Genomic DNA, 25,457 nt, shown 5'->3' on the forward strand with positions numbered 1-25,457 from the left:
TTAGATATTTACAACTATGTTATTTCTGTACAACTTAGTAGTTCTTTTAGCTGCCCAACTTTTAAAAATTGTAGCACTTTTTAGTCCAAAAATGAAACTTTTTGTTGATGGGCGAAAGTCGGTTTTTCAAACTTTGACTGATAAAATTCAAACAACAGATAGAACCATTTGGTTTCACGCAGCATCTTTAGGCGAATATGAACAAGGTTTACCCGTAATTGAAGCCATCAAAAAACAATTTCCAAATCATAAAATTGTAGTTACGTTTTTTTCACCTTCGGGTTATGAAGTACGAAAAAACAACACCGTTGCTGATGTTACCGTTTATTTGCCTTTGGATTCTATTTCCAATGCTAAACAATTTATCAAATTAGTTCATCCCGAAATGGCGTTTTTTATCAAATACGAATATTGGCCAAATTACCTGAACGAACTAAAAAATCAGAACATAAAAACCTATTTAATTTCGGGAATTCTTCGAGAAAAACAAGCGTTTTTCAAATGGTATGGCGGATTTTATAGAAATGCCTTAAAAACATTTGATTACTTTTTTGTTCAGAATGAAAGCTCGAAAAAACTACTACAAAGTATTGGTTTCACTAACGTAAAAGTTTCTGGTGATACACGATTTGACCGAGTAGTTTCGATTTTAGAACGAGATAATTCATTGGATTTTATAGAACAATTTAAAGACAACAAAACTACAATAGTAATTGGAAGTTCTTGGCCAAAAGACGAAAGTTTATTAGTAAATTACATCAATCAAAGTTCGGATGATGTGAAATTTATTATTGCTCCGCATAATATCAAACCGGAGCAAATTCATTCACTTTACAAACAAATCAATAAGACTAAATTTAAATTTTCTGATTATTCGATAGAAACATTAAGAAAACCAAACCTCGAAAATTATCAAGTTTTCATCATCGACACCATCGGAATTTTAACCAAAATTTATTCCTATGCCGATATTGCTTATGTGGGTGGTGGTTTTGGAAATCCGGGTGTTCATAATATTTTAGAGCCGGCGACTTTTGGTGTTCCAGTTATAATTGGACCAAATTACTCGCATTTTGCTGAAGCTACGGCTTTAGTAAATATGGAAGGTTGTATTTCTATTCAAAATCAAACCCAATTGAATGAAGCTTTTGATTTGTTACTTCATAACGAAGATGAACGATTAGAAAAAGGACATGTTTGCAGCACATTTGTTCAAATGAATAAAGGAGCTACACAAACCATTATGAATCATATTCTTAATGAAACCCTAAATTAAATGGTAAAAAAAATCTAAAATTGTAACTTGCACCCTTAATAAATATCAAAAACTATGAAATTTTTAAAATTACTTTTGCTTTTTGTAGCGTTCCAAATGCAAGCCCAACAAGGCGGAATGTGGATTCCAAGCATGCTAAAAGGCATGAACGAAAGCGAAATGAAAAGCTTAGGCATGAAGATGTCGGCTCAAGACATTTATGATGTAAACCAATCGAGTTTAAAAGATGCCATTATTCATTTTAATGGAGGTTGTACATCTGAAATTATTTCTCCAAAAGGTTTATTATTAACCAATCACCACTGTGGTTACGGCGAAATACAAAAACACTCATCAGTAGAAAATGATTATTTACAAGATGGTTTTTGGGCAAAAGATTTAGCTTCAGAATTACCAAATCCAGGAATGGTAGCTACTTTAATTGTGAGTATTCACGATGTTACTACTGCTGTTTTGGAAGGTGTTATGCAATTGCCTTCAGAAGCTGAAAAACAAAAAAGAATTCAAGAAAATATAGCACGAGTACAAGCTACTTTTCCAAAAGAAAAATGGCAAGACAATAGAATTCGTGTGTTTTACGAAGGCAATCAATACATTTTATTTGTTACTGAAACTTTCAAAGACGTTCGTTTAGTGGGAGCGCCACCAAGTTCAATAGGAAAATTCGGTTCAGATACGGATAACTGGGTTTGGCCTCGTCACACCGGAGATTTTGCTATGTTTCGTATTTATGCTGGAAAAGATAACAAACCAGCTGAATACTCTAAAGATAACGTTCCATACACGCCAAAACATTTCCTACCAATTTCATTAGACGGAGTTGCAGAAGGCGATTTTACAATGGTTTTTGGTTTTCCTGGAAGAACACAAGAATATTTACCAGCAGTTGCTGTAGAGCAAATTGTAAATTCATTAAATCCTGCTAAAATCACGATTCGTGATGCTGCTTTGAAAGTACAAGATGGTTTCATGAGAAAAGATCAAGCTATTAAAATTCAATATGCTTCTAAATATGCTAGCGTGGCGAATTATTGGAAAAAATGGATTGGTGAAAGTCAAGGTTTAAAGAAATCTAATGCGGTTCAAATCAAGAAAGATTTCGAGAAAGAGTTCCAAAATAGAGTGGCTAAAAGCGGAAAATCTGCCGAATATGGAAGTTTATTAGCTAATTTTGAGAAAAACTACCAAGAGATTGACCAATATGCTTTAGCAAGAGATTATTTTGTTGAAACCGTATTACGTAATACCGAATTACTAAGCGTTGGTTTCCGTTTGTATCAATTGGAACAAGTATTCAAAGCTAGAGGCGAACAAGCTTTTACCGATAGAAAGAACAATACTATAACAAGTTTAGAAGGCTTTTATAAAGATTTTAATGCTAAAGTTGATGAGAAAGTTTTTGAGCAATTAATGGCTTTATATACAAAAAATTCTCCTTTACTTCCAACAGACATTAAAGCTTTGGATATTAAAAAGACTACGGCTTTAGTTTATGGTAAATCAAAACTTACTTCTTATAAAGGCACTCAAGAATTATTGAAAGGAGATGCTAAAACGGTTTTCAAAAACTTGAATAAAGATGCAGGTTACCAATTAGTGAAAAAATTAGCTGATAATTTCTACAATACCATTTCACCAAAATACGATGAAATTAATTTAGAAATTGCAGCATTGCAACGCACGTATATGAAAGCCCAATTGGAATTATTCCCTGATGGAAGATATTTTCCAGATGCTAACAGTACATTACGTGTAACTTATGGTCAAGTGAAAGGTTACAGTCCAAGTGATGCGGTTTACTATGAACCAGTAACGCATTTAGAAGGGGTTTTAGAGAAATATGTTCCAGGTGATTACGAATTTGACGTCCCAGCTAAGTTAATTGAATTAATCAACAAAAAAGATTACGGTCAATATGCAGAAAACGGGAAAATGCCAGTTTGTTTTATTGCTACCAATCATACAACAGGAGGAAATTCTGGAAGTCCAGCTATTGATGCCAACGGAAATTTAATTGGATTAAACTTCGATAGGGTTTGGGAAGGCACTATGAGCGACATCTATTACGACCCTGCGATTTGTAGAAATATTATGGTGGATATTCGTTATGTCTTATTTATTGTAGACAAATTTGCAAATGCAAAACATCTTATTGACGAAATGAAATTGGTTCATCCAAAAAAACAAGCAAGTACTTCTAAGTAACTTATTGATTACTAAAGAAAAACTGAAATAAAAAAAAATAAAAAAAAAGTTGCAAAAATATTTTGACATGTCAAAAAATTTATATCTTTGCTCCGAATTAATAATTAACCTTTTATAATTTAGTAAGATGAAAAAAGTTGTTTTAAGCTTAGCATTAGTTGCTATGATGTTCGTTTCTTGTAAAGAAGCTGAAGCTAATACTGAAGAAGTTGTAGTTGAAGAAACTGTTGAAGTAGTTGAAGAAGTTGCTGCTCCAGTTGCTGAAGATACTACTGCTACTACTGAAGAAGTAGTTACTGAAGAAGTTGCTCAATAATTCTAAGCAAACAGAAAAATTAATCCCGATTGTATCGGGATTTTTTTATGTCTATTCCCAATTGATTTCCGGAAATATAGCTTCGTTGGAAGAAAAATCTAAAATTTCTGCTATTGCAACCGAACGCAAAAGTTCATCAATCCCTTTTTGCAATAATAATTGTGTGGAATATTTTCTGCTAATTGCAATTTCTTTTTTATCCAAAACCATTCGAAAGAAAAATTTACCATTACCAGATTTAAATTTCATAAAAACTACGCGCGCCATAGCTTGCTTCAAATAATCAATTTGCTCTTCACATTCAAAACGCAATTCAAAATCATTACTCGTTATTATAGTTTTTCCTCTACGTGAAGCATATTCAAATTTATACAAACCACTTACACGCTGACTAATAACAAATGCTCCCATCACTAATGAATTTGTTGCAAAATAAACATTTTATAAGATGATTCGAAGTTTAAACGCTAGAAGTTATTAATAATTTCTATTCATAAAAAAATAAAAAATTATTGAAACAAAAAAAGCTTCTAACAATGTTAGAAGCTTTTTGTACTCAAGGCGGGACTTGAACCCGCACGGGCATTACTACCCACTGGATTTTAAGTCCAGCGTGTCTACCAATTCCACCACTCGAGCAAATTATTTTGGTAGTAGAGCGAAAAACGGGGTTCGAACCCGCGACCTCGACCTTGGCAAGGTCGCGCTCTACCAGCTGAGCTATTTTCGCGTTTCGTATTTTTCTTTTTTAAGAACGTCGCCATACTTGTTCCGTATTGCGAGTGCAAATATAAAACATATTTTTATTTCTGCAAGAACTTTTTCAATAAAAAAACAAACTTTTTCGGAACATTTCTTTAACCTTTTGATAACGAATAATTTATTCAAAACTATTTTTTCGTCAGCATCCTCTTTATTTCGTTTAACTTCATCAATGCTTCAACTGGAGTCAACGTATTAATGTCGATATTAATGATTTCTTCTTTAATTTCTTCCAATAACGGATCATCTAAATTAAAAAAACTAAGTTGCATTTCATCGTTCGCTACTTTTACTCCTGCCAAAACATCACTTGAATGATTTTGCTCTAATTTTTTTAGCATTTTTTGGGCACGTTGGATCACAATTTGAGGCATTCCCGCCATTTTTGCTACGTGAATACCAAAACTGTGCGCGCTTCCGCCTTGTACCAATTTGCGCAAGAACAAAACCGTATCTTTCAATTCTTTCACAGAAACATTAAAATTATGAATTCTATCGAAGGTGACTTCCATTTCATTCAATTCGTGATAATGGGTTGCAAATAGCGTTTTTGGTCGGTTTGGATGTTCGTGCAAGTATTCCGAAATGGCCCAAGCAATCGAAATTCCGTCGTAAGTTGACGTTCCTCTTCCAATTTCATCTAGCAAAACCAAACTTCTATTGGAAATATTATTCAAAATCGAAGCCGTTTCGTTCATTTCTACCATAAAAGTAGATTCGCCCATTGAAATATTATCGCTCGCTCCTACTCTAGTAAAAATTTTATCAACAATTCCCATTTTCAAACTTTCCGCTGGAACAAAACTCCCCATTTGTGCCAATAACACTATTAAAGCTGTTTGACGCAAAATGGCCGACTTACCCGACATATTTGGTCCCGTAATCATAATGATTTGTTGGGAATCTGCATCCAAATACACATCATTGGAAATATACGGAACACCTATTGGCAACTGCTTTTCAATCACTGGATGGCGACCTTCTTTAATTTCCAATGCAAAACTATCGTCTATAATGGGTTGGGTATAGTGGTTTTCAATTGCCAATTGTGTAAATGAATTCAAACAATCCAATTGCGCAATTAAATTGGCATTGTGCTGCACCGGTTTAATGTAAGTTCCCATCCAAATGACCAATTGCTCATACAGCTGACTTTCGAGTGCTTGAATTTTCTCTTCGGCTCCTAAAATTTTCGATTCGTATTCTTTTAATTCTTCGGTAATGTAACGCTCCGCGCTTACCAAAGTTTGCTTGCGAATCCATTCGCTTGGTACTTTATCTTTGTGCGTATTTCGAACTTCAATATAGTAACCAAAAACATTGTTAAACGAAACTTTCAACGATGGAATCCCTGTTCGTTCGCTTTCTCTTTGTTCCAAATCGTCTAAATAGCCTTTTCCAGTGGAAGAAATGGCACGCAATTCATCCAATTCTGTATTGATTCCTGATGCAATGGCATTTCCCTTGTTGATGTTTACAGGAGCATCTTGATTTAATGTGTTTCCAATTTTTTCTCGTAACAATTCACAAGCGTGCAAACTATCACCAATAACTTTCAATGCTTCATTTTTACTTGAAAGTGCCAACGATTTTATTGGAATAATAGCATCTAAAGATTCTTTCAAATAAATAACTTCTCGCGGTGAAATTTTTCCTGTTGCCACTTTAGAAATCAAACGTTCTAAATCTGAAATTTGCTTGATTTGGTATTGAATTTGTTGCAGCATTTCTTGATTTTCCTTCAAATAAGCTACAACTTCATGTCGACTTCTAATTTTATTGGCATCTTTTAATGGCAATGCCAACCAGCGTTTCAACAAACGACTTCCCATGGGCGAAAGCGTTTTATCGATAACATCCAATAACGTAACCGCATTTTGATTGGTAGAATGATACAATTCTAAATTTCGAATCGTAAAGCGGTCCATCCAAACGTAAGCGTCTTCAGCAATACGTTGGATATTGGTAATATGTTGGATTTTATTGTGTTGCGTTTCTGATAAATAATACAAAACCGCTCCTGAAGCCACGATTCCTTCTGCTAATTCTTCAATTCCAAAACCTTTTAAAGAAGCCGTTTGAAAATGTTTGGTTAGTGTTTCCAAAGCATAATCATCTTTAAAAACCCAATCTTCTAGATGAAAAACATGAAAATCTTCACCAAAAACTTCTTTAAAACGCGCTTTGAATTGTTTTGGAATTAAAACCTCACTTGGATTGAAATTTTGCAATAGTTTATCGATGTACTCTTCGTTGCCTTGAGCGGTTAAAAATTCACCAGTTGAAACATCTAAAAAGGAAATTCCTAAGTTTTTCTTACCAAAATGAATGGCTGCCAAAAAGTTATTGGATTTGGAATGCAACACCTCATCATTCATTGAAACGCCTGGAGTTACTAATTCGGTAACGCCTCTTTTGACAATGGTTTTAGTCATTTTAGGATCTTCCAATTGATCACAAATCGCTACTCGAAGTCCAGCTTTTACTAATTTTGGCAAATAGGTATTAATAGAATGATGCGGAAATCCTGCCAATGCTATTTCGCTTTCACTTCCAGCTCCACGTTTGGTTAAAGTTATGCCTAAAATTTGAGCTGCTCGCACAGCGTCATCACCAAAAGTTTCATAAAAATCGCCAACACGGAACAACAAACAAGCATCAGGATATTTCCTTTTTATCTCGTTGTATTGTTTCATTAAAGGGGTTTCCTTTGGTGTTTTATCAGTAGTTACTTCCGTTTTTTTAGCCACGATTTTGAAATTTTTAGTGCATTGGCGAAGGTAATAAAATAAAGTATTAAGTTGAAAGAATAAAGAAAATAGAAATTAGATTTTTGGATGTTCTGATAAATTTTCATTTAAAAAAATCTTTGTGCGCTTTGTGCCTTCTTCGTGAGTCTTGTGGTTAAAAAAACAAATTGCCTAGTTGGTACATTTCCCTTATTTTTGCAACATGAGAAAATTAGCCAACGCGGAATTAGAACGTAAGAACATCGAAGAATTTAAAGAAGCTGTAAAAACACCGATTATTATTATTTTAGATGATATTCGAAGTTTGCACAACATTGGTTCGGTTTTTAGAACGGCTGATGCTTTTTTGATGGAAAAAATCTATTTGTGTGGCATTACCGCAACGCCACCCAATAAAGAAATTCATAAAACAGCACTTGGTGCAACAGAAACTGTAACTTGGGAATATACCAAAGATGTTTTGGAAGTGGTCAACCAATTGAAAGCAGAAAATGTAAAAGTTTTTTCGGTAGAACAAACAGAAAATGCGATTATGTTAGACAATTTTCAACCTGAGAAAAAAGTAAAATACGCTTTAATCTTTGGAAACGAAGTAAAAGGTGTTTCGCAGGAAGCCATTAATTTGAGTGATGGTGTGATTGAAATTCCGCAATTGGGAAGTAAACATTCATTGAATATTTCAGTTAGTGCTGGGATTGTAATTTGGGATTTGTTTCAAAAACTTCAATAAAAATTTTGTTCTTTAAACGCAAAGAAGCAAAGTTTTTCGCAAAGAACGCTAGGAATTCGTGTTTAAATAAGTCAAAAGAGACGCTTTCAGCGTGACAATTTTGTATGAAAATCTGCATAAATAAATGTTGCATAGCATCCCGTTTCATCCGCGTGCTAATGCTATTTTCTTATTTATCTCTTCTAACAAAAACACATAATCTTCCTGTTTTTTCACGAAATCTAAATCGGAAACATCGATTACTAAAACGTTCAAATCGGTTTGGGTTTTGATATAGTCTAAATAACCACGATTAATTTTCTCTAGATACTCTTGTGGAATTTCTTGTTCGTAACTTCTGCCTCTTTTTTTGATATTGGCTAATAATCGTTCGCTGTTTTGGTACAAATACACATACAAATCAGGTTTTGGCATTTCTTTGTAAATGATGTCGAACATGGTTTTGTACAAGCGGTATTCGTCTTCTTGTAGCGTGACTTTAGCGAAAATTAGCGATTTAAAAATATGGTAATCGGCTACGATAAAATCCTTAAACAAATCAAATTGCGCTAGATCATCCGTTAACTGTTGGTATCTATCAGCCAAAAATGACATTTCTAATGGAAAAGCGAATCGGCTTTGGTCTTTGTAGAATTTGGGTAAAAAAGGATTGTCTGCAAAACGTTCCAAAACCAATTTAGCATTACAATCTTCCGCGATTTTTGTTGCCAATGTGGTTTTTCCAGCACCAATATTTCCTTCAATAGCAATATAATTGAATTCAGGTAAACGCAATTTTTCAATCGGAGAAGTAATTTTATGCACCACTTCACACTGACTTTCATCTGAAGTTGTTGCCAATAATTCTGTAACCGAAAGATGTAATTCTGGATGTTGCCATTGGTTATCCAAATCACGAAGTGGCAATAACACAAACTTGCGATGTTGCATTTGTGGATGCGGCACTTGTAAATTTTCGGTTAAAATAACTTCATCATTGAAAGCAATTATATCCAAATCAATAGTTCTGGCTTGGTATCCTTTTTCGTTGGTACGAATGCGACCCAATTGCTTTTCAACTTTCAAAAGTTGGTTTAATAGCTTCTGCGGATTTTTAGTGGAATGCAACAATATAGCGGCATTGTAAAACGCATCGCTTTCAAAACCCCAAGCTGGCGTTTCATAAATAGCGGAAACTTTAACCACTGTTGCCACTTGCCGATGAATTAAATCTATAGCAACCAATAAGTTATCTAATCGATTTCCTTGATTACTTCCAATTGATACTATGATTTGGTTTTGTGCTTTCATCTAGTGGCAAAATAACAAACATTTTTACACTTTCTTTTGTCTAATTATATTTTTTTATGAACATGTAACAAAAATTGCTTTTCTACTACTTATAAGCATAACATTCAAAGGAATAAAAAAATGAAATTTTTAAGTAATGTATTGGCAACTATCATTGGAATCTTCGTATTCTTTATGATTGCTTTTTTTGGAATCTTGTTAATTGGTGTAATTGCAGGTGGTGATGATGATGTGGTAAAAGTTAAAGACAACTCTGTTATTGAGTTAGATTTATCTAAAGTAACGCTTGATTATGCTGGAAAAGTAAACTTCAAAGATTTTAACTATTTTGAAACCAACCACAACGGATTGATTGATGTATTAAATGCAATTGAAAGTGCTAAAAATGATGATAAAATCAAAGGAATTTCAATTTTAAATAACCAATCGCTTCTGGGATTAGCCCAAAGTAAAGCACTTCGCGATCAATTAGAAGATTTTAAGAAATCAGGAAAATTTGTAGTTGCCTATAGCAACTTCATCACACAAAGAGATTACTATTTAAACTCGGTAGCGGATAGTTTGTACTTGAATCCAGTGGGAGAATTGGAATTTAAAGGATTATCGTCTGAAATTTTATACTTGAAAGATTTACAAGAAAAAACAGGCATTAAAATGGAAGTATTGCGCCACGGTAAATACAAAAGTGCGGTTGAACCTTATTTGGCACAAGAAATGAGTCCAGAAAACCGCGAGCAAATGACGGTTTTATTAAATTCGGCTTGGGCAACTATGGTAGAAGATATTGCTAAAAGCAGAAAAATTTCTGTGGACAGTTTAAATGGAATTGCTAACACATTAGGCGCAAGAACTCCTGAATTGGCTTTGGCAAAAAACATGATTGACAAAATCGCTTACGAAGATGAATATCACAATGCTATTAAATCAAATTTAAAAGTTAAAGAAGGAAAAGAATACAACAAAGTAAGCATTTTAGATTATGCAAAAAACAATGCTAAAACCGTAAAAAATTATTCCAAAAAAGATATTATTGCTGTCATTTATGCACAAGGTGAAATTCGTGGTGGTGAAGGCGATATTAATATTATTGGTGAAGGTTCAATCAAACGTTCGTTACAAGAAGCTAGAGAAGATGACAATGTAAAAGCAATTGTATTACGTGTGGATAGTCCAGGTGGAAGTGCTTTAACATCCGAATTGATTTGGAGAGAAATTGAAATTACCAAAAAAACCAAACCAGTTGTAGTTTCTATGGGTAATGTGGCTGCTTCAGGCGGATATTATATTGCTTGTAATGCCAATAGAATTTTTGCGGAACCAAGTACAATTACAGGTTCGATTGGCGTTTTTGGTGTATTACCAAACATGACACAATTAGCGAAAAATATTGGTATAAACGCAGAGCAAGTAAAAACACATGATAACGCAAATGGTTACAGTTTATTTGAACCAATTGATGATACTTTCAAAAACGTTACTTTAGAAAGCATTGAAAATATTTATTCGGTATTTTTACAACGAGTTGCCACTGGAAGAAAAATGACAGTGGAACAAGTAAACGAAATTGCTCAAGGAAGAGTTTGGACAGGAAATGATGCTTTGAAAAACGGTTTAGTGGATGAATTAGGTGGACTAGAGAAAGCCATTGCTCATGCTGCAAAACTTGGAAAAGCTAAAGAATATAAAACGGTAAATTATCCAGAATACGAAAAGAGTTTTGAAGATTTATTAGCACAATTAACCGGATTTGGTATGTTCCAATCGAAAGAAGCTTTGATTAGAGAGCAAATTGGCGAAGAAAATTACCAAGTTTTACAACAAATCAAACGTGCAAATGAAATTAGAGGTGTGCAAGCGTTGATGCCTTTTGAGATTAAAATTAAATAATTCAAATAACACGAATCGTACAATTTAGCTTTAATCTAACGATCAAAAATATGCTATTTTGAATCACAACATATTGAAAAATAAACGAATGAAAATATTACTTGTTTTGCTTTTTTTGAATATAACTTTAAGTTGTGCAACAAAAAATATTAGATATAATCACATTAATATAATAGAAAAATATTCAAGTAATTATATCATTTATGTTGATGATAAAAAAATAGATTTTGAAAATGTGTATCTTGATAAAGACAATATAGAGTATGTAAAGATTGATAAGCAAAATAAAACATTACACATTAAACAATTAAAGACTATTGAACTTATTGAAGTAAGCAGATTGTATATAGATCGTGTGATGAAAACAAATGAAAATCATGATGTTAATCAATTAGAAATACTAGTAGTAGTAAATGGATTGCCAAGAAAAAAGAACTTTTTAATTGACCCTAAAACAATAACTAGTATTAAAATATTAAGCAAAAATGACATACATAACATGATATACGGAGAAAAATCATTTGACGGAGGAATTGTTGTTGTGACTAATTAAAAAAATGATTAATAATAAATTCTAATGTTTTAGATTACTTTTAAAAATATAAAAACGCCGCTTCAAAAAAAGGAGCGGCATTTTTATTTTAATCAATTTGTTTAATTATATTTGCTTTTTATTAAACAAATGGAAATTCAACAAAAACTATTGGCACAAAAAATCTACTTTATTTTAAGTGGCTTATTTATTTGCTCGTTAGTAGTTTCGAATTTAATTTTTCAGAAGTTTTTCTATTGGTATCCGTTTGGTGATGTGACTATTTTTGGTGCCAAATTATTTGAAATTTCCGTTGGTATTTTGCCTTATCCTATTACTTTTTTGATAACTGATATTATTTCAGAAATTTACGGTAAGAAAAGAGCCAATCAAGTAGTTACTACTGGAATTTTTGCTTCCGTTTTTTCATTGGGAATTATTTATTTGGCTAATGAAGTTCCAGCTATTCCGAATTCTCCAGTCGATAACGCTACATTTTCAACAGTTTTTGGTCAAACCGCTTTGGCAGTTTTGGCATCTATGTTGGCTTACTTATTTGCCCAGTATATTGATATTCAAATCTATCATTTTTGGAAGAAATTGACTAAAGGAAGAATGCTTTGGTTACGAAACAATTTTTCAACCATCACTTCTCAAGCAGTTGACACTTTTTCAGTCTTATTTTTGCTTTGTTCCTTCAATATTTTGCCTTGGCATCTTTTTAGCGGATTATTCATCAGTGGATTTGTTTTCAAACTATTTATCGCATTGATTGATACGCCCTTTTTATATATTGCTGTTTACTTTTTCAGGAGAAAATTCAATCTAAAAATCAATGAAGAACTTTCTATTGATTAATTACTAAGTTTAACGAAATCTTAATTTACTTTGATTAATTTGGTACTACTTTTGTAGTATTGAACAGAATAAGTTTTGTTCAAAATTTAAATTTGAATCGTATGACTAAGAAAATATTAAAAGGTTTAGGAATCTTTTTGTTGGTAACTATTATTGTTTTAGCGGCTGCTCCTTTTATTTTTAAAGATAAAATTAAAGCAATGGTACTGAAATCCATCAATGAAAATGTTGATGCAACGGTGGCTTTTGCAGATGTTGACTTGAGTTTGCTTAAAAGTTTTCCCAATGCCAATGTTACCATTACTGATTTAGGTATTATTAATAAAGCACCATTTGAAGGCGACACATTGCTTTTTGCTGGCGAAACTCATCTGAAAATGAGTATCAAAGAATTATTTAAAAGCGAAAATGAAACTATGAATTTACAGAGTTTTCGTTTGAAGGATGCCATTGTAAATGTTATTTTCAATAAAGATGGCATTGGAAATTTTGATATTGCTCTAAAAGATGACGAAGAAAAGAAAGACGATCCGGAGAGCAAACCGTTCAATTTAAGCATTCAAAACTATGAAATAGAAAATTTGAAGATGGCATATTGGGATCAAGGTTCCAATATAAAACTGGCTTTGAACGAATTGAATCATACTGGAAAAGGAAATTTCGCTGAACAAAAATTAGATTTGGATACCAAAACTACTACGAAATTATCTTTTGATATGGAAGGTACTAACTACATGAAAAATGTAGCTTTAAGTTTGGATGCTGTTTTAGGAATCGATTTGGATAAAATGAAATTCGAATTCAAAGACAATAAAGCTTTAATCAATCAATTGCCTTTGGAATTTAATGGATTTTTACAAATGCAAGAAAACGGTCAATTGTATGACTTAACATTCAAAACTCCAACATCTGATTTCAAAAACTTCTTAGGTTTGGTTCCAGAAGCTTATGCTGGAAATATCAATCAAGTAAAAACAACTGGCGAATTTAAAGTAGAAGGAAAAGTAGCTGGTGAGTTTACCGAAACGACTATTCCAAAATTCAACATTGAAATTACCTCTAAAAACGCTTCGTTCCAATATCCTGATTTACCAAAATCAGTTAAAAACATTGTCATTGATACACACATTATCAACGAAACGGGTTTGATGAATGATACGTATGTGAATTTAGACCAATTGTCATTCACCATCGATCAAGATGTTTTTAATGCGAAAGCTAATGTGCGTAACTTAACCGAAAACGCATTGGTAAACGCCGAACTAAAAGGAACAATTAATTTGGCCAATGTTACCAAAGCGTATCCAGTGCAATTAGACAAACCATTAACTGGAATTTTAAAAGCCGATGTGACAACTAAATTCGACATGAAATCCGTTGAAACTAGTCAGTATCAAAACATTCAAAATTCGGGAACAATGTCGTTAACCGGTTTCAATTATGAAGGTCCGGAAATGGCAAAACCATTCCAAATCAATAAAACGAGCATCACATTTAATCCGAACCAAATCAAGTTAAATGAATTTGATGCTAAAACAGGAAGTAGCGACGTGAATATTACTGGAAATTTAGATAATTTCTATGGTTTCTTATTCAAAAATCAAGTGTTAAAAGGAAGTTTCAATTTGGCTTCCAATAAATTAGTGGTTTCTGATTTTATGGCACCAACAACCACGACTGATGATGCTGGAAAAAAAGCAACTGAAGCAGTGAAAATTCCGTCATTTTTAGATTGTAATTTAACTGCAAAAGCTACGACAGTTGTGTATGACAATTTGAACTTGAAAAATGTTTCAGGAAATTTAGCCATTAAAGATGAAGCTGTAACCTTGAGCAACTTAAAAATGGATATTTTTGGTGGAAATATTGGATTAAACGGAACGGTTTCTACCAAAACAGATACGCCAAAATTCAATATGGATTTAGTTTTAAATGCGGTAAATATTGCAGAATCTTTCACCCAATTAGACATGCTAAAAAGTATTGCGCCAATTGCCAATACTATAAATGGAAAATTAAATTCAACCATTAAGCTATCGGGTGATTTAACTAACGATATGACTCCCGATTTAAAAACCATTTCAGGTGATTTATTCGGACAATTGTTGAATACTTCTGTGAACCAACAAAACTCGCAATTGCTATCTTCGTTGAGCAACAATGTGAAGTTTTTAGATGTTAGTAAATTAAACTTAAACGATGTAAAAGCAGCATTATCTTTCAAAGACGGAAAAGTAGCGCTAAAACCAATGCAATTGAAATACCAGGACATTGGAATTGAATTAGGCGGAACACACGGTTTTGACCAAAAAATGAATTACGACGTAAAATTTGATGTTCCTGCCAAATATTTAGGTTCAGAAGTAACCAATTTACTTTCAAAATTAACACCAGCAGAACAACAAAAAATTGAAAGTGTTCCAGTAACAGCCAATTTAACGGGAAGTTTTTCGCAACCAAACGTGAGAACCGATATGAAACAAGCTACTACCAATTTAGCAACACAATTGGTAAAAATGCAAAAGGATAAATTAGTCAATCAAGGAACTTCTGCCTTAAGTAATTTATTAGGTGGTGATAAAGCAACAACAAATGCAACAACAACCGATACCACTAAAACCACACCAACACCAAAAGAACAAGTAAAAGATGGTGTGAAAGACGCGGTTAAGAATCTTTTTGGTAAGAAGAAAAAAGATGAATAGTTTTAAGTGCAAAATATAAAGTGTAAAGTACAAAGTGATTGAACCCTTTCAAATTTTGAAAGGGTTTCTATTATCTTTAAAAAGAAGTACTTTGAAAAAAATAAAATTTATTGCATTTTTACGGTTTTACCGTAAAATTAGGTTGTTTTTAAAGATTAGTTTTGTAGAAATTTTTATTAAACTATATATGAAGCATAATCTTAAAAAAATTACTTTGCTTTTTATCACAGCAATGCTATTAGGCAGTTGCGAAAAAGATGAAATTTATGAGAAAAGGCAAAATTCTAATTCAAAACCTAAAATCAGAGAGGTAAAATTTAATGAATTATTTAAAAAGGATAAAAAATTTAGTAGTTTGTTTGAAAAAATTACCTCAACTAATCAAAGAAGTAGTTTCGAAAATCAACATGGTTTTACAATTTTAGATGGGAATGTAAAAGTGATAGAATACAACTCCATTACTTCTTACACTATGTTAATCAATCGAGATAATGTTACTGATGATTCTTTTTTTGAAAATTTGGTTATACAAGAAGACAACAATGCCAACCAAAAAGCGGTATTAATAAAATATACACCTACAAGCATTACAAATTCAATCGATAATTCCTTTATATTTGAGGGAACAATTCAAAAAAGTAGAGCTATTCATTTTTCAGGTTTAAATAAAACTAATTTTGAAAACACAACTAATTCAGATTGTTATGTTGAATATACAATGTGTAATTGGGGAGGAACTGAGCATCATGCAGGGGCAAATTGTACTCAAACGTATACTAAACGAGTAAAAGTGAATTGCATTGACGAAGGCGGAAGTGGAAATGGCAGTGGCGGTGATGATGATTTTTGGTCTGGAGGAAGTGGAAATGATGGTTTTGACGACCCACATGGCGGTGGAGGTGGAAGCGCTGATGGCGACCCATTTGCTTCTCCTTCTCAAGATGAAGAAAATGAAACTATTACTTCACCTGTTAAACCAGGTTTGTCAGGTAATTTACCTTCTTTGACACCCTGCAATAAAGTTAAAAATATCACTAACAATACTCCAAATTTAAAAGATAAAATTAATAATTTTAAGACTCCACAAGTTCTAAATTTAAATTATGAAAAAGGATTTAATTTTGTAGATGACAATCAAAACAAAACACAATTAATACAAAATGATGGTAGTGTAAATAGTACTTTTATAACCGTAACTGTTCCAGAAGACGGTTCAATGTCAGGCTTACTTCATTCACATTTTGACAGACCAGATATGTTGCCTACATTTACCTTTGAAGACTTAATGACTTTCAACGCAATTTATCAATGGAGAAAATACAATCAAAAATCACAAGACAAACTTACTCTAATGGTAGTAACGCGTGCTGGGGTATTTGCCATGATGATTGAAAATGAATCCATGTTTGATACAAATGGGTATAATCTTTGGACTGAGCAAAATGCTCAGTTAAGGGATAATTTTAACAAATCGATGCAAGAAAAGCAAAACTTAACAGATGAAGATGTGATTATTGAAGTAACTAAAGGTTTAGCAAATTATGGTATTGGTTTATATCAAGCTAATTCAGATATAAGTAACTGGAGTAAAATCACAGTAGATGCAAATAACAATAAAGTAACGACACCTTGTAATTAAAAATTAAAAATATGAAACAACTAATAATTTTAACTGCAATTTTAATTGCTACGGCTTGTAAAGGTCAAACACCTGTTTATACATTAGGTGAAATTCGCAATGAGACACCTGATGGCTGTTATGTAAAAGACAACAATAATATTTTAAATAAGTTTACAGGAACATGGATATTTAGCCAAAATGGAAATACATTTACAGTTACTTTAAATAAAGGGTTAATGGTTCCAATTGCCGACCATTTTAGAGATGATATTCAAGGAAAATATAAATATGTTGTAAATGGTAATACAGTTGTGAATACAGAAAATTTCACAGGTAATGATTCGAAAATTCGCTTTACATTTTTGAATTATGGTACAGAAAAAATTGCTCTATTCTTTGATGACCCTGAAAGACCAAAAATTGGCGCAAAAGTTTATTTAACTTATTCAAATATTGGTGGTATTGAAAAATTGCATTGGGAACTAGTAGTAACTGGATATTTACCAATTTTGCCAGGCGAACCAGCTCCGCAATTAGACTTCAGAGTACCAACTAATTGTGAACTTATTAAACAATAAAACCTCTAAAAATCATTCTTTTTAAAATAGTAGCTTTGTAAAATTAAGGCTACTATTTTTGTTTTATTATTGATAAAGATGGCAGTGGCGATGATGATTTTTGGTCTGGCGGTGGTAATAACAACGATAATAATTTTGGCGATTCATTTTCTGGTGTTGGCAGTGGCGGCGGAAGCGCTGATGGCGACCCATTTGCTTCTCCTTCTCAAGATGAAGAGAATGAAACTATTACTTCACCTGTTTTAAACCAAGACAATTTTAATGAGTCTAGAAACATAATTTTATTTTATAATAGTTTATATTTACATCAAAAATTATGGGTTAATCAAAATCCTGATCAATACAATCAAATCTTAAGTTATTTAATAAATCAAAATTGGAGCAATGATAGTAAAGAGTTTGCCAATGAGTTAATTGAAACATCAATTAATTTAGAACTAGATGTTGTAAACATTTGGAATAATAAATATGAAGAGTTTAGAAATCAAATGTCTAATACTGAAAGAGCCATTTTTGATGACTTACTACCAAATAGAAAAATGTGGTATATGGCTTCAGCTTATAAGGCTTTAGAAAAATCAAACGAACTTTTCCCAAACACTTTCATTCCATCAAATTCGCATAATGGAAAAGGTGATGCGTTAAGACATGCATTATGGAATGCTTATTTTACAGGTTTCTGCGGTGCAACATTAGCTGAACAATTAACAACCGCACACGAAGAAAATATTGATCCCGACAATCCCTTTCCTCAAAAAGAAATTGATATGGATTTATATAATAATGAAAAAGGGAGGCTAATTGGAGAAACTTCAAATATTTTTATTGTAACTCAAAATGTTATAGATTTTTTAAATATAGGCGGTTTGAGATATTTAAATAATTTAAATCCGAATTCACCTTATTATCCAACTATATATTCAATACTAATACCAACTGACCAATAAATTATGAAAAAATCCATTTTGTGTGTTTTTATTTTCTCTATTATTTCATCATGCACAAGTTCAAATAATATTGTTAAAATCATTAATGAATCCGAAAGTAAAATTGATAGCATTTTATTAATTGGTAATCAAAAATGTAGTCCTTTAGTTCTAAAAAACATAACACCTAACAATTCAAAGACAGGGGCGCTAGATAATTGTAATAAATCTGGTGGCGATGGTTCTTATATTTTGAAACTTTATGTAGACAATAATGAAATAACTAAAGGTTTTGGTTATTATACTAATGGCGTAATGTATTTTGATGAATTTGTAATAAAATTCACAAAAGACAACTCTATTATAATTACTGAAAAATTTTAATACATTTTACAGTTTTTTACTACTAATCAAACCCAGCGTCATGATGCAAATGGTAATCCTATCATCCCTGCTCCATTCAAAATTCCTTTTGGTGAGTATGTTTTAACAAAACAATAATTTTTATAGCGGTTTTATAAAAAAACTGCTGTATTTTTAACTCTATGAAACAATCAATTATTTTTTTACTTATTTTCAGCATAAGCTGTAAAGCACAAATTATAGATAGATACGACAACAATACAATAATTGGAAAAGTTGGAGGTGTCTATTACAAAGACATTAATAACTTTAGAGATCAATTTGTTGGAACTTGGATTTTAACGCAAGGGAACACAAGCTTAACAATAAAAATACAAAAAAGAGATAACATATCCAATTTCAATGGTTTGAATTCATATAATGAAGATTTATTAATAGGAGAATACCGTTATATAGAAAACGGTATAGAAAAAATAAATACCCTTCACAATATTAACACTAATTATGGCAATGATTATGATTCAAATTTAGAGCACAATTTAATTGGCGATATGTTTTTACGTCGTTCAACTGATTTCCCAAAATGCAGTGAATGTTCACAAGATGAAAAACGAATGAAGTTTTCCTATTCAGAACCCAATTACGATGGTATGGGTGTTGCAAATGGTTATATGGTAGTAAGAAAATTTATTGAAAATGGGGTAGAAAAAATTAAAATTTGGTTCTTTACTACTAATCAAACCCAGCGTCATGATGCAAATGGTAATCCTATCATCCCTGCTCCATTCAAAATTCCTTTTGGAGAGTATATTTTAATAAAACAATAATCTTTACAGCGGTTTTTATTCAAAAACCGCTTTTTTTTTATAAACTCATTTTCACCACATAACCTTCATACGTTCTAACATTAAAAACGGTGCCGTCTTCAAAAAGCAAATATTGTCCTTTAATTCCGGTTACGGTTCCGGTGTAATTTGGAGTTTTGTCTAGGTTTAAGCTTGTTACTTTTTTTGGATAGTGCAAAACAGGATAATGCAAATCAAAAATTTGACTTTCTGTTGCAAAATGTTGGCGTACTTCACTTGGTAACCAATCGGCGGCTTTGTTTCTTTCGGCAAATAAATCGGCTGGTGCTACTTCATTTTTTAGCATTTTTTGCCAACTCGTTTTATCCGCATAATGGTTTTTTAAAGCTACTTCGGTAATTCCTGCTAAATAACGATTGGGCACTTCAACAATCGGAATAGCTTGAATGGCACCTTGATCAATCCATCGGGTGGGAACTTGCGTTTTTCTTGTAACACCAACTTTAACTTCACTCGATAATGCCAAATAAACAATATGTGGTTGCAATTGTACGCGTTTTTCGTAGTCTAAATCTCTATCTTCGATATCTAAATGTGCTGTTGATAATTCGGGTTTCATAATCCAATCCCCTACTGCTGGACTTTTCATAAAACAATCGTAACAAAATCCTTGACGAAATATTTTTTTGGATTGACTACAATTTAAACATTGGTACCCTTGAAAATTAATTTCAATTTCTTTACCAAGCAGCTGATTTACATTCAAAAAACTATCTTCAAAAACCAAATAATAAGCAATTGGATTGGTGAATTCGGTTTGCATTTTCTGAAGTACGCCTTGGTATGTCATTATGAAATGAATTTTTATGAGTAATAATTTAAAAAAAATGTTATTTTTGGTAAAGTTATAACGCTTCAAGCAAATTTCATAATTAAACTATGTCTTTACTCATAAATTCTATAGCTTCATGGTTGCTCAAAAAACGAATTCATCAAATGGAATTGTTTTTAAAATATCCCAATGAGGTACAAGAAGAACTTTTGCATAGTTTACTAAAAGCCGCAGAACAAACTGAAATTGGCAAGAATTACGATTTCTCAAGCATAAAAAACTACAAAACCTTTGCCGAAAGAGTTCCTGTTTCCACTTACGAAGAATTGGAACCCCTAATTGAAAAAACCAGAAAAGGTGAACAAAACGTTTTTTGGAACACCCCTATAAAATGGTTTGCAAAATCTTCTGGAACTACCAATGCTAAAAGCAAATTCATTCCTGTTAGTAGTGAAGCTTTAGAAAATTGTCACTACAAAGCGAGCAAAGATTTGTTGTGTTTGTATTTGAACAATAATGAAGATTCGCAATTGTTCACCGGAAAAAGTTTGCGTTTGGGTGGCAGCAAGCAACTGTATGAAAACAACAATACTTTTTTTGGTGATTTATCGGCCATTTTAATTGACAATATGCCTGTTTGGGCAGAATTTAGTTCCACACCATGCAATAAAGTTTCTTTAATGGGCGATTGGGAAACCAAATTACCAGCCATCATCAATGAAACCATTAATGAAAATGTAACCAGTTTGGCTGGAGTTCCTAGTTGGATGTTAGTTTTACTTAACAAAACATTGGAAACCAAAGGCAAAGAAAATTTATTGGAAATTTGGCCTAATGCAGAAGTCTATTTTCATGGTGGCGTAAATTTTGAACCCTATCGCGAACAATATAAAAAGTTGTTTCCAAAAGAAAGCTTCAAATACTATGAAATTTACAATGCCTCAGAAGGATTTTTCGCTATTCAAGACCAAAATAATTCCAATGAATTACTGTTGATGTTGGATTATGGCATTTTCTATGAATTTATTCCAATGGATACTTTTGGAACTGCCAATCAAAAAGTAATTCCATTGAGTGAAGTGGAGTTGTTTAAAAATTATGCTTTGGTTATCACTACTAATTCTGGACTTTGGCGTTATATGATTGGTGATACCATTAGATTTACGTCTTTGAATCCGTATCGTATTATGGTTACTGGTAGAACTAAACATCATATTAATGTTTTTGGTGAAGAATTAATGGTTGAGAATACCGATAAAGCCATTGCTAAAACGTGTTCTGAATTGAACTGTGAAGTAATAGATTATACCGTTGCCCCTATTTTCATGGAAGGCAAAGCAAAAGGAGCTCACGAGTGGATTGTTGAATTTAAGTCCTATCCAGATAGTATAGCAAATTTCGCAAAATGTTTGGATAACAACCTACAACAACTCAATTCGGATTACGAAGCTAAAAGACACAATAACATGACATTAAACCCGTTAACAATTAATGTAGCGCGTTCTGGTTTGTTTTATGACTGGCTTAAAGAAAATGACAAACTGGGTGGACAACACAAAGTTCCAAGGTTATCTAATGATAGAAAGTATTTAGACGAACTTTTAAAGCTACAACTAATTACAATTTAAAAAAATATGAAAAAAGATAAAATTATTTTCACCCTTTTAATCTTAGGTTTTCTTGCTTCTTGCGGACCAAAAAGATATGGTTGTGGACCAAGACGATGTGAAATTAAAAAAACAGAAGTTCCAATTCTTGAAAGTTATATTTATAACAAAAATAGTTTAGCTTAACTATAAATATAACAAAAACGCATTTCGTCGATTATTTGTACACTTTATCGAAATGTTTAACAAATGTTTAAAAATTAATGAATTAAAGTATCTATTTTAAAGAAATTCTCATACTTTTGCACCCGATTTTAAATTTATATTAAGAAAAGGTTTTATGAGAGTATTTGTAAAAACATTAATTGCCACATTATTTTTAAGCCAAGCTTTAATTGCACAAGAACCACAACGTGTTGAAGGTGCTGATTCTATTTCAAACATTTTAAAGAATTCTACTAAAGGATTGCGTTATGTTTTAAGCGATTCAGGAATAAACTCGGAATTAAATGAAGTTGGCACCACTTTTTTTAGAAACAAATACATTATCTTATCAAATAAAAAGAGAAGACATTACGAAACTACTTTTAACGAAGAAACTAACGCTTTCAACAACAACTTATATTGTGTAGACGTTGATAAAGATGGCAACTTGTCTTTTCCTTTATTGTTTTCAAAAGATTTGGATTCTAAAAACAACGAAGGATCTTTAACTTTTTCTCCAGATCAAAAAACTATTTTCTTTACGCAAGAAAATCCGAACAAAACCAATCATTACGAATTGTATAGTGCGCAATTAGACACAACAACAAACAGACCTTTTTGGGGAAATATCAAAAAAATTGACTTATTACCTGAAAACTATTCTGTTGAAACACCGGGAATTTCTGCTGATGGCACTAAACTTTATTTTGCATCAGATATCCCTGGAGGATTTGGAGGATTTGATATTTATGTAGCTGAAATCAATCCTGACGGAACAATTGGCGCTTATAAAAATTTAGGCCCAAATGTAAATACTAAAGAAGATGAAAAATACCCAAATGTTACTCCTGACAATAAACATTTGTATTTTTCTTCTAAAGGCCATTTGAATATGGGTGGTTATGATGTATTTAGATCTTCTATTGTTGGAGACAACTATTTACAAGCCTTAAATTTAGGAGTTACTTTAAACTCTAGAAGAGATGATTTAGCTTTTGTATTAGTTGATAGCAACAAAGGTTATGTTTCTACTGACAAATCAAATGCAGGAAATTTTGATATTTTAAAGTTCGAAATCAAACAATTAGAAAAAGGAAAAACTAATTTCACCATTGTTGAGAAAAAAACTGGAGTAGCTTTACCAAATGCAAAAGTTATTATTAAAGATGAATTTGGTAAAACCATAACGGAAACAATTTCAGACAAAGATGGAAAGGTAAATGTAGAAATCAATCCTATTTCTTATAATTATATTACTATTGACAAAGAAGGTTACGAACCATTTTCTACCAATTTCACTTCAGAGAAAATCATAACTAACCCGATTGAATTAAAACAAGCAAAAGCAATTGTTACTGAAGATGCAATTGTTATTGAAAACATCTTCTTTGAATTCAACAAAGCAACCTTACTTCCTGAATCGGAATTATCTTTAAACAAAATTGTGGAAGTTTTGGAACAATTTCCAAATATGAAATTAGCTCTTGAGGCACATACCGACACTAAAGGTTCACAAAATTACAACTTGCCTTTATCAGATAAAAGAGCAAAAGCAGCTTATGACTATTTAGTTAAAAAAGGAATTACAAAAGACCGTTTAACTTCAAAAGGATTTGGAAAAGCTAATCCGGTTGTAAAATGCACAAAATGTACAACTGAAGAAGATCAGAAAAACAGACGCGTTGAATTTAAAATTATCAAATAAACACACAACTATATCAAAATCATGAGAAAAGCAGTAGCAATTACATTAATTTCAGGTTCTTTTTTACTAACCTCTTGCTCAAGCGGCTGGAGTTGCAAAAGTAGATACGTTAAAAGTGACAAAAAGCAAAACACGATAGAAAACAAAAAGAATGCATAATACAAAAGGCGACCAATTGGTCGCCTTTGTTTTTTTACAATGATTTTCTATTATGAAGCAGTCTTCAAACGTTGTAATAAATTTTTATCTAAACTTTGCGCAGCTAAATCTCTTGTTATGTGTAATTCTTTGTCGTCAGAACTTGGTAAATCATACATAGCATCTGTTAAAATTGCTTCGCATAAAGAACGCAAACCTCTTGCTCCTAATTTATACTCTAGCGCTTTTCCAACAATAAAATCTAATGCTTCTTCATCAATAGTAAATTCCACATCATCCATTAGGAATAATTTTTTATACTGTTTGATTAAAGCGTTTTTTGGTTCCGTTAAAATAGCCCTTAAAGTAGCTGCGTCCAATGGATCCATGTAAGTTAAAACCGGTAAACGTCCAATAATTTCAGGTATTAAACCAAAATCTTTTAAATCTTTTGGAATTACATATTGCAGTAAGTTATCTTGGTCAATATTATCAGTATTTTTTGAAGAACCATAACCAACTGCTTGACGATTTAATCGTTTAGAAATAATCCTTTCGATTCCGTCAAAGGCACCACCAGCTATGAATAAAATATTTTGGGTGTTCACCTCAACAAATTTCTGATCTGGATGTTTTCTTCCTCCTTTCGGCGGAACATTTACAACTGTTCCTTCAAGTAGCTTCAATAATGCTTGTTGCACACCTTCTCCAGAAACATCTCTTGTAATTGATGGATTATCACTTTTACGTGCAATTTTATCAATTTCATCAATAAAAACAATTCCTCTTTCTGCTTTGGCCACATCATAATCTGCGGCTTGAAGTAGACGTGTTAAAATACTCTCCACATCTTCTCCTACATAACCTGCTTCAGTTAAAACAGTTGCATCAACAATAGCTAGCGGCACATTCAACATTTTAGCAATGGTTTTTGCTACTAATGTTTTACCTGTTCCCGTTTGCCCAACCATGATGATATTACTCTTCTCAATCTCTACTTCGTCTTCTTGATTTTTTTGCAATAATCTTTTGTAATGGTTGTAAACCGCTACACTCATTACTTTTTTGGTTTGCTCTTGTCCAATTACATAAGCATCTAAAAATGCTTTTATTTCCTTGGGTTTCTGCAACACCAAGTCAACCATAAGCTCACTTTTGCCACTTTGGCGTAATTCTTCTAGGACAATACCATGTGCCTGCTCGATACATCTGTCGCAAATATGCGCATCAATACCTGCAATTAATAAATTAGTTTCTGGCTTTTTCCTTCCACAAAACGAACATTCTAATACTTCTTTTGCCATTTCTCGGTCAACAGTCGCAGTTTTCAGTCGCAGTAAAATGTAAACTGAGACTGAAAACCGAA

23 protein-coding genes and 2 tRNA genes are annotated in these 25,457 nt (G+C 32.3%); 18 read left to right on the forward strand and 7 right to left on the reverse strand.

Features of this window, described 5'->3' with window-relative positions:
* Positions 1-16 precede the first annotated feature (16 nt).
* The 3 genes from DPN68_RS02660 (at position 17) to DPN68_RS02670 (ending at position 3,797) form a co-directional block, all read left to right on the forward strand.
* Positions 17-1,276 (forward strand): 3-deoxy-D-manno-octulosonic acid transferase, encoded by a 1,260-nt coding sequence (locus DPN68_RS02660; protein WP_113988047.1) that lies wholly within the window; start codon positions 17-19, stop codon positions 1,274-1,276.
* 54 nt (positions 1,277-1,330) lie between these two features.
* Positions 1,331-3,481, forward strand: coding sequence for a S46 family peptidase (locus tag DPN68_RS02665; protein WP_113988048.1), 2,151 nt, complete (start codon positions 1,331-1,333; stop codon positions 3,479-3,481).
* A gap of 127 nt (positions 3,482-3,608) precedes the next feature.
* Positions 3,609-3,797, forward strand: a complete 189-nt coding sequence (locus DPN68_RS02670) for a hypothetical protein (protein WP_113988049.1) — start codon at positions 3,609-3,611, stop codon at positions 3,795-3,797.
* A gap of 51 nt (positions 3,798-3,848) precedes the next feature.
* On the opposite strand, the gene DPN68_RS02675 is transcribed toward DPN68_RS02670, so the two are convergent.
* The 4 genes from DPN68_RS02675 to mutS form a co-directional block, all read right to left on the reverse strand.
* Positions 3,849-4,208 carry a DUF1508 domain-containing protein gene (locus DPN68_RS02675; RefSeq protein ID WP_113988050.1) on the reverse strand — a complete coding sequence of 120 codons (360 nt, stop codon included), beginning with the start codon at positions 4,206-4,208 and terminating at the stop codon, positions 3,849-3,851.
* Between the two features lie 142 nt (positions 4,209-4,350).
* Positions 4,351-4,436: transfer RNA gene (locus tag DPN68_RS02680), tRNA-Leu, on the reverse strand.
* Between the two features lie 18 nt (positions 4,437-4,454).
* Positions 4,455-4,527: transfer RNA gene (locus DPN68_RS02685), tRNA-Gly, on the reverse strand.
* A 160-nt stretch (positions 4,528-4,687) separates the two neighbouring features.
* Positions 4,688-7,255, reverse strand: a complete 2,568-nt coding sequence (gene mutS / locus DPN68_RS02690; RefSeq protein WP_113988088.1) for a DNA mismatch repair protein MutS — start codon at positions 7,253-7,255, stop codon at positions 4,688-4,690.
* Between the two features lie 256 nt (positions 7,256-7,511).
* Here mutS and DPN68_RS02695 point away from each other — a divergent pair, with 256 nt between their 5' ends.
* Positions 7,512-8,039 (forward strand): RNA methyltransferase, encoded by a 528-nt coding sequence (locus DPN68_RS02695; RefSeq protein WP_113988051.1) that lies wholly within the window; start codon positions 7,512-7,514, stop codon positions 8,037-8,039.
* 144 nt (positions 8,040-8,183) lie between these two features.
* Here the strand turns inward: DPN68_RS02695 and folK are convergent, their stop codons facing one another.
* The gene (folK, locus tag DPN68_RS02700) at positions 8,184-9,329 is read right to left on the reverse strand and encodes a 2-amino-4-hydroxy-6-hydroxymethyldihydropteridine diphosphokinase (RefSeq protein WP_113988052.1); all 1,146 of its coding nucleotides are present in this window, start codon (positions 9,327-9,329) and stop codon (positions 8,184-8,186) included.
* A gap of 120 nt (positions 9,330-9,449) precedes the next feature.
* On the opposite strand from folK, the gene sppA reads away from it, so the two are divergent.
* The 10 genes from sppA to DPN68_RS02745 all read left to right on the forward strand — a co-directional run bounded on the left by sppA (position 9,450) and on the right by DPN68_RS02745 (position 19,626).
* Positions 9,450-11,216, forward strand: a complete 1,767-nt coding sequence (gene sppA / locus DPN68_RS02705; protein ID WP_113988053.1) for a signal peptide peptidase SppA — start codon at positions 9,450-9,452, stop codon at positions 11,214-11,216.
* Positions 11,217-11,304: 88 nt separating this feature from the next.
* Positions 11,305-11,769 (forward strand): hypothetical protein, encoded by a 465-nt coding sequence (locus DPN68_RS02710; RefSeq protein WP_113988054.1) that lies wholly within the window; start codon positions 11,305-11,307, stop codon positions 11,767-11,769.
* A gap of 129 nt (positions 11,770-11,898) precedes the next feature.
* Positions 11,899-12,606 (forward strand): queuosine precursor transporter, encoded by a 708-nt coding sequence (locus DPN68_RS02715; RefSeq protein WP_113988055.1) that lies wholly within the window; start codon positions 11,899-11,901, stop codon positions 12,604-12,606.
* Positions 12,607-12,707: 101 nt separating this feature from the next.
* On the forward strand, positions 12,708-15,311 hold the full coding sequence (locus DPN68_RS02720) for an AsmA-like C-terminal region-containing protein (protein WP_113988056.1): 2,604 nt from the start codon (positions 12,708-12,710) through the stop codon (positions 15,309-15,311).
* Between the two features lie 91 nt (positions 15,312-15,402).
* Positions 15,403-16,950, forward strand: a complete 1,548-nt coding sequence (locus DPN68_RS02725; protein WP_133256556.1) for a hypothetical protein — start codon at positions 15,403-15,405, stop codon at positions 16,948-16,950.
* 11 nt (positions 16,951-16,961) lie between these two features.
* Positions 16,962-17,510: a DUF6705 family protein gene (locus DPN68_RS02730; protein ID WP_113988058.1), complete on the forward strand. Its 549-nt coding sequence runs from the start codon at positions 16,962-16,964 to the stop codon at positions 17,508-17,510.
* 78 nt (positions 17,511-17,588) lie between these two features.
* Positions 17,589-17,756 (forward strand): hypothetical protein, encoded by a 168-nt coding sequence (locus DPN68_RS13125; RefSeq protein WP_157958491.1) that lies wholly within the window; start codon positions 17,589-17,591, stop codon positions 17,754-17,756.
* Between the two features lie 242 nt (positions 17,757-17,998).
* Entirely contained in the window at positions 17,999-18,457 is a 459-nt protein-coding gene (locus tag DPN68_RS02735) for a DUF6973 domain-containing protein (protein WP_113988059.1), read from the forward strand.
* A gap of 3 nt (positions 18,458-18,460) precedes the next feature.
* Positions 18,461-18,820, forward strand: a complete 360-nt coding sequence (locus DPN68_RS02740) for a hypothetical protein (protein WP_113988060.1) — start codon at positions 18,461-18,463, stop codon at positions 18,818-18,820.
* A gap of 161 nt (positions 18,821-18,981) precedes the next feature.
* Entirely contained in the window at positions 18,982-19,626 is a 645-nt protein-coding gene (locus DPN68_RS02745) for a DUF6705 family protein (RefSeq protein WP_113988061.1), read from the forward strand.
* 37 nt (positions 19,627-19,663) lie between these two features.
* Here DPN68_RS02745 and DPN68_RS02750 read toward each other — a convergent pair whose 3' ends face one another.
* Positions 19,664-20,455, reverse strand: coding sequence for a DUF2797 domain-containing protein (locus DPN68_RS02750; protein ID WP_113988062.1), 792 nt, complete (start codon positions 20,453-20,455; stop codon positions 19,664-19,666).
* Positions 20,456-20,544: 89 nt separating this feature from the next.
* Between DPN68_RS02750 and DPN68_RS02755 the strand changes: the two genes are divergently transcribed.
* The 4 genes from DPN68_RS02755 to DPN68_RS13135 all read left to right on the forward strand — a co-directional run bounded on the left by DPN68_RS02755 (position 20,545) and on the right by DPN68_RS13135 (position 24,112).
* Positions 20,545-22,065: a GH3 auxin-responsive promoter family protein gene (locus tag DPN68_RS02755; RefSeq protein WP_113988063.1), complete on the forward strand. Its 1,521-nt coding sequence runs from the start codon at positions 20,545-20,547 to the stop codon at positions 22,063-22,065.
* Positions 22,066-22,071: 6 nt separating this feature from the next.
* The gene (locus DPN68_RS13130) at positions 22,072-22,230 is read left to right on the forward strand and encodes a hypothetical protein (protein ID WP_157958492.1); all 159 of its coding nucleotides are present in this window, start codon (positions 22,072-22,074) and stop codon (positions 22,228-22,230) included.
* Between the two features lie 154 nt (positions 22,231-22,384).
* Positions 22,385-23,953, forward strand: coding sequence for an OmpA family protein (locus DPN68_RS02760; protein ID WP_113988064.1), 1,569 nt, complete (start codon positions 22,385-22,387; stop codon positions 23,951-23,953).
* Positions 23,954-23,974: 21 nt separating this feature from the next.
* Complete coding sequence (locus DPN68_RS13135; RefSeq protein ID WP_157958493.1) at positions 23,975-24,112, forward strand: hypothetical protein; 138 nt, start codon at positions 23,975-23,977, stop codon at positions 24,110-24,112.
* Between the two features lie 50 nt (positions 24,113-24,162).
* Here DPN68_RS13135 and clpX read toward each other — a convergent pair whose 3' ends face one another.
* Entirely contained in the window at positions 24,163-25,395 is a 1,233-nt protein-coding gene (gene clpX / locus DPN68_RS02765) for an ATP-dependent Clp protease ATP-binding subunit ClpX (protein ID WP_113988065.1), read from the reverse strand.
* Between the last annotated feature and the right edge of the window lie 62 nt (positions 25,396-25,457).

Origin of the sequence: Flavobacterium tibetense (genome assembly GCF_003293845.1) — a bacterium.
In the GTDB taxonomy this organism is placed as follows: Bacteria; Bacteroidota; Bacteroidia; order Flavobacteriales; family Flavobacteriaceae; genus Flavobacterium; species Flavobacterium tibetense.

Coding starts and splice junctions, on each gene's coding strand:
- DPN68_RS02660 (WP_113988047.1), top strand. CDS start 17: ATGTTATTTCTGTACAACTTAGTAGTTCTTTTAGCTGCCCAACTTTTA.
- DPN68_RS02665 (WP_113988048.1), top strand. CDS start 1,331: ATGAAATTTTTAAAATTACTTTTGCTTTTTGTAGCGTTCCAAATGCAA.
- DPN68_RS02670 (WP_113988049.1), top strand. CDS start 3,609: ATGAAAAAAGTTGTTTTAAGCTTAGCATTAGTTGCTATGATGTTCGTT.
- DPN68_RS02675 (WP_113988050.1), bottom strand. CDS start 4,208: ATGGGAGCATTTGTTATTAGTCAGCGTGTAAGTGGTTTGTATAAATTT.
- mutS (WP_113988088.1), bottom strand. CDS start 7,255: ATGAAACAATACAACGAGATAAAAAGGAAATATCCTGATGCTTGTTTG.
- DPN68_RS02695 (WP_113988051.1), top strand. CDS start 7,512: ATGAGAAAATTAGCCAACGCGGAATTAGAACGTAAGAACATCGAAGAA.
- folK (WP_113988052.1), bottom strand. CDS start 9,329: ATGAAAGCACAAAACCAAATCATAGTATCAATTGGAAGTAATCAAGGA.
- sppA (WP_113988053.1), top strand. CDS start 9,450: ATGAAATTTTTAAGTAATGTATTGGCAACTATCATTGGAATCTTCGTA.
- DPN68_RS02710 (WP_113988054.1), top strand. CDS start 11,305: ATGAAAATATTACTTGTTTTGCTTTTTTTGAATATAACTTTAAGTTGT.
- DPN68_RS02715 (WP_113988055.1), top strand. CDS start 11,899: ATGGAAATTCAACAAAAACTATTGGCACAAAAAATCTACTTTATTTTA.
- DPN68_RS02720 (WP_113988056.1), top strand. CDS start 12,708: ATGACTAAGAAAATATTAAAAGGTTTAGGAATCTTTTTGTTGGTAACT.
- DPN68_RS02730 (WP_113988058.1), top strand. CDS start 16,962: ATGAAACAACTAATAATTTTAACTGCAATTTTAATTGCTACGGCTTGT.
- DPN68_RS13125 (WP_157958491.1), top strand. CDS start 17,589: ATGGCAGTGGCGATGATGATTTTTGGTCTGGCGGTGGTAATAACAACG.
- DPN68_RS02735 (WP_113988059.1), top strand. CDS start 17,999: ATGTCTAATACTGAAAGAGCCATTTTTGATGACTTACTACCAAATAGA.
- DPN68_RS02740 (WP_113988060.1), top strand. CDS start 18,461: ATGAAAAAATCCATTTTGTGTGTTTTTATTTTCTCTATTATTTCATCA.
- DPN68_RS02745 (WP_113988061.1), top strand. CDS start 18,982: ATGAAACAATCAATTATTTTTTTACTTATTTTCAGCATAAGCTGTAAA.
- DPN68_RS02750 (WP_113988062.1), bottom strand. CDS start 20,455: ATGACATACCAAGGCGTACTTCAGAAAATGCAAACCGAATTCACCAAT.
- DPN68_RS02755 (WP_113988063.1), top strand. CDS start 20,545: ATGTCTTTACTCATAAATTCTATAGCTTCATGGTTGCTCAAAAAACGA.
- DPN68_RS13130 (WP_157958492.1), top strand. CDS start 22,072: ATGAAAAAAGATAAAATTATTTTCACCCTTTTAATCTTAGGTTTTCTT.
- DPN68_RS02760 (WP_113988064.1), top strand. CDS start 22,385: ATGAGAGTATTTGTAAAAACATTAATTGCCACATTATTTTTAAGCCAA.
- DPN68_RS13135 (WP_157958493.1), top strand. CDS start 23,975: ATGAGAAAAGCAGTAGCAATTACATTAATTTCAGGTTCTTTTTTACTA.
- clpX (WP_113988065.1), bottom strand. CDS start 25,395: ATGGCAAAAGAAGTATTAGAATGTTCGTTTTGTGGAAGGAAAAAGCCA.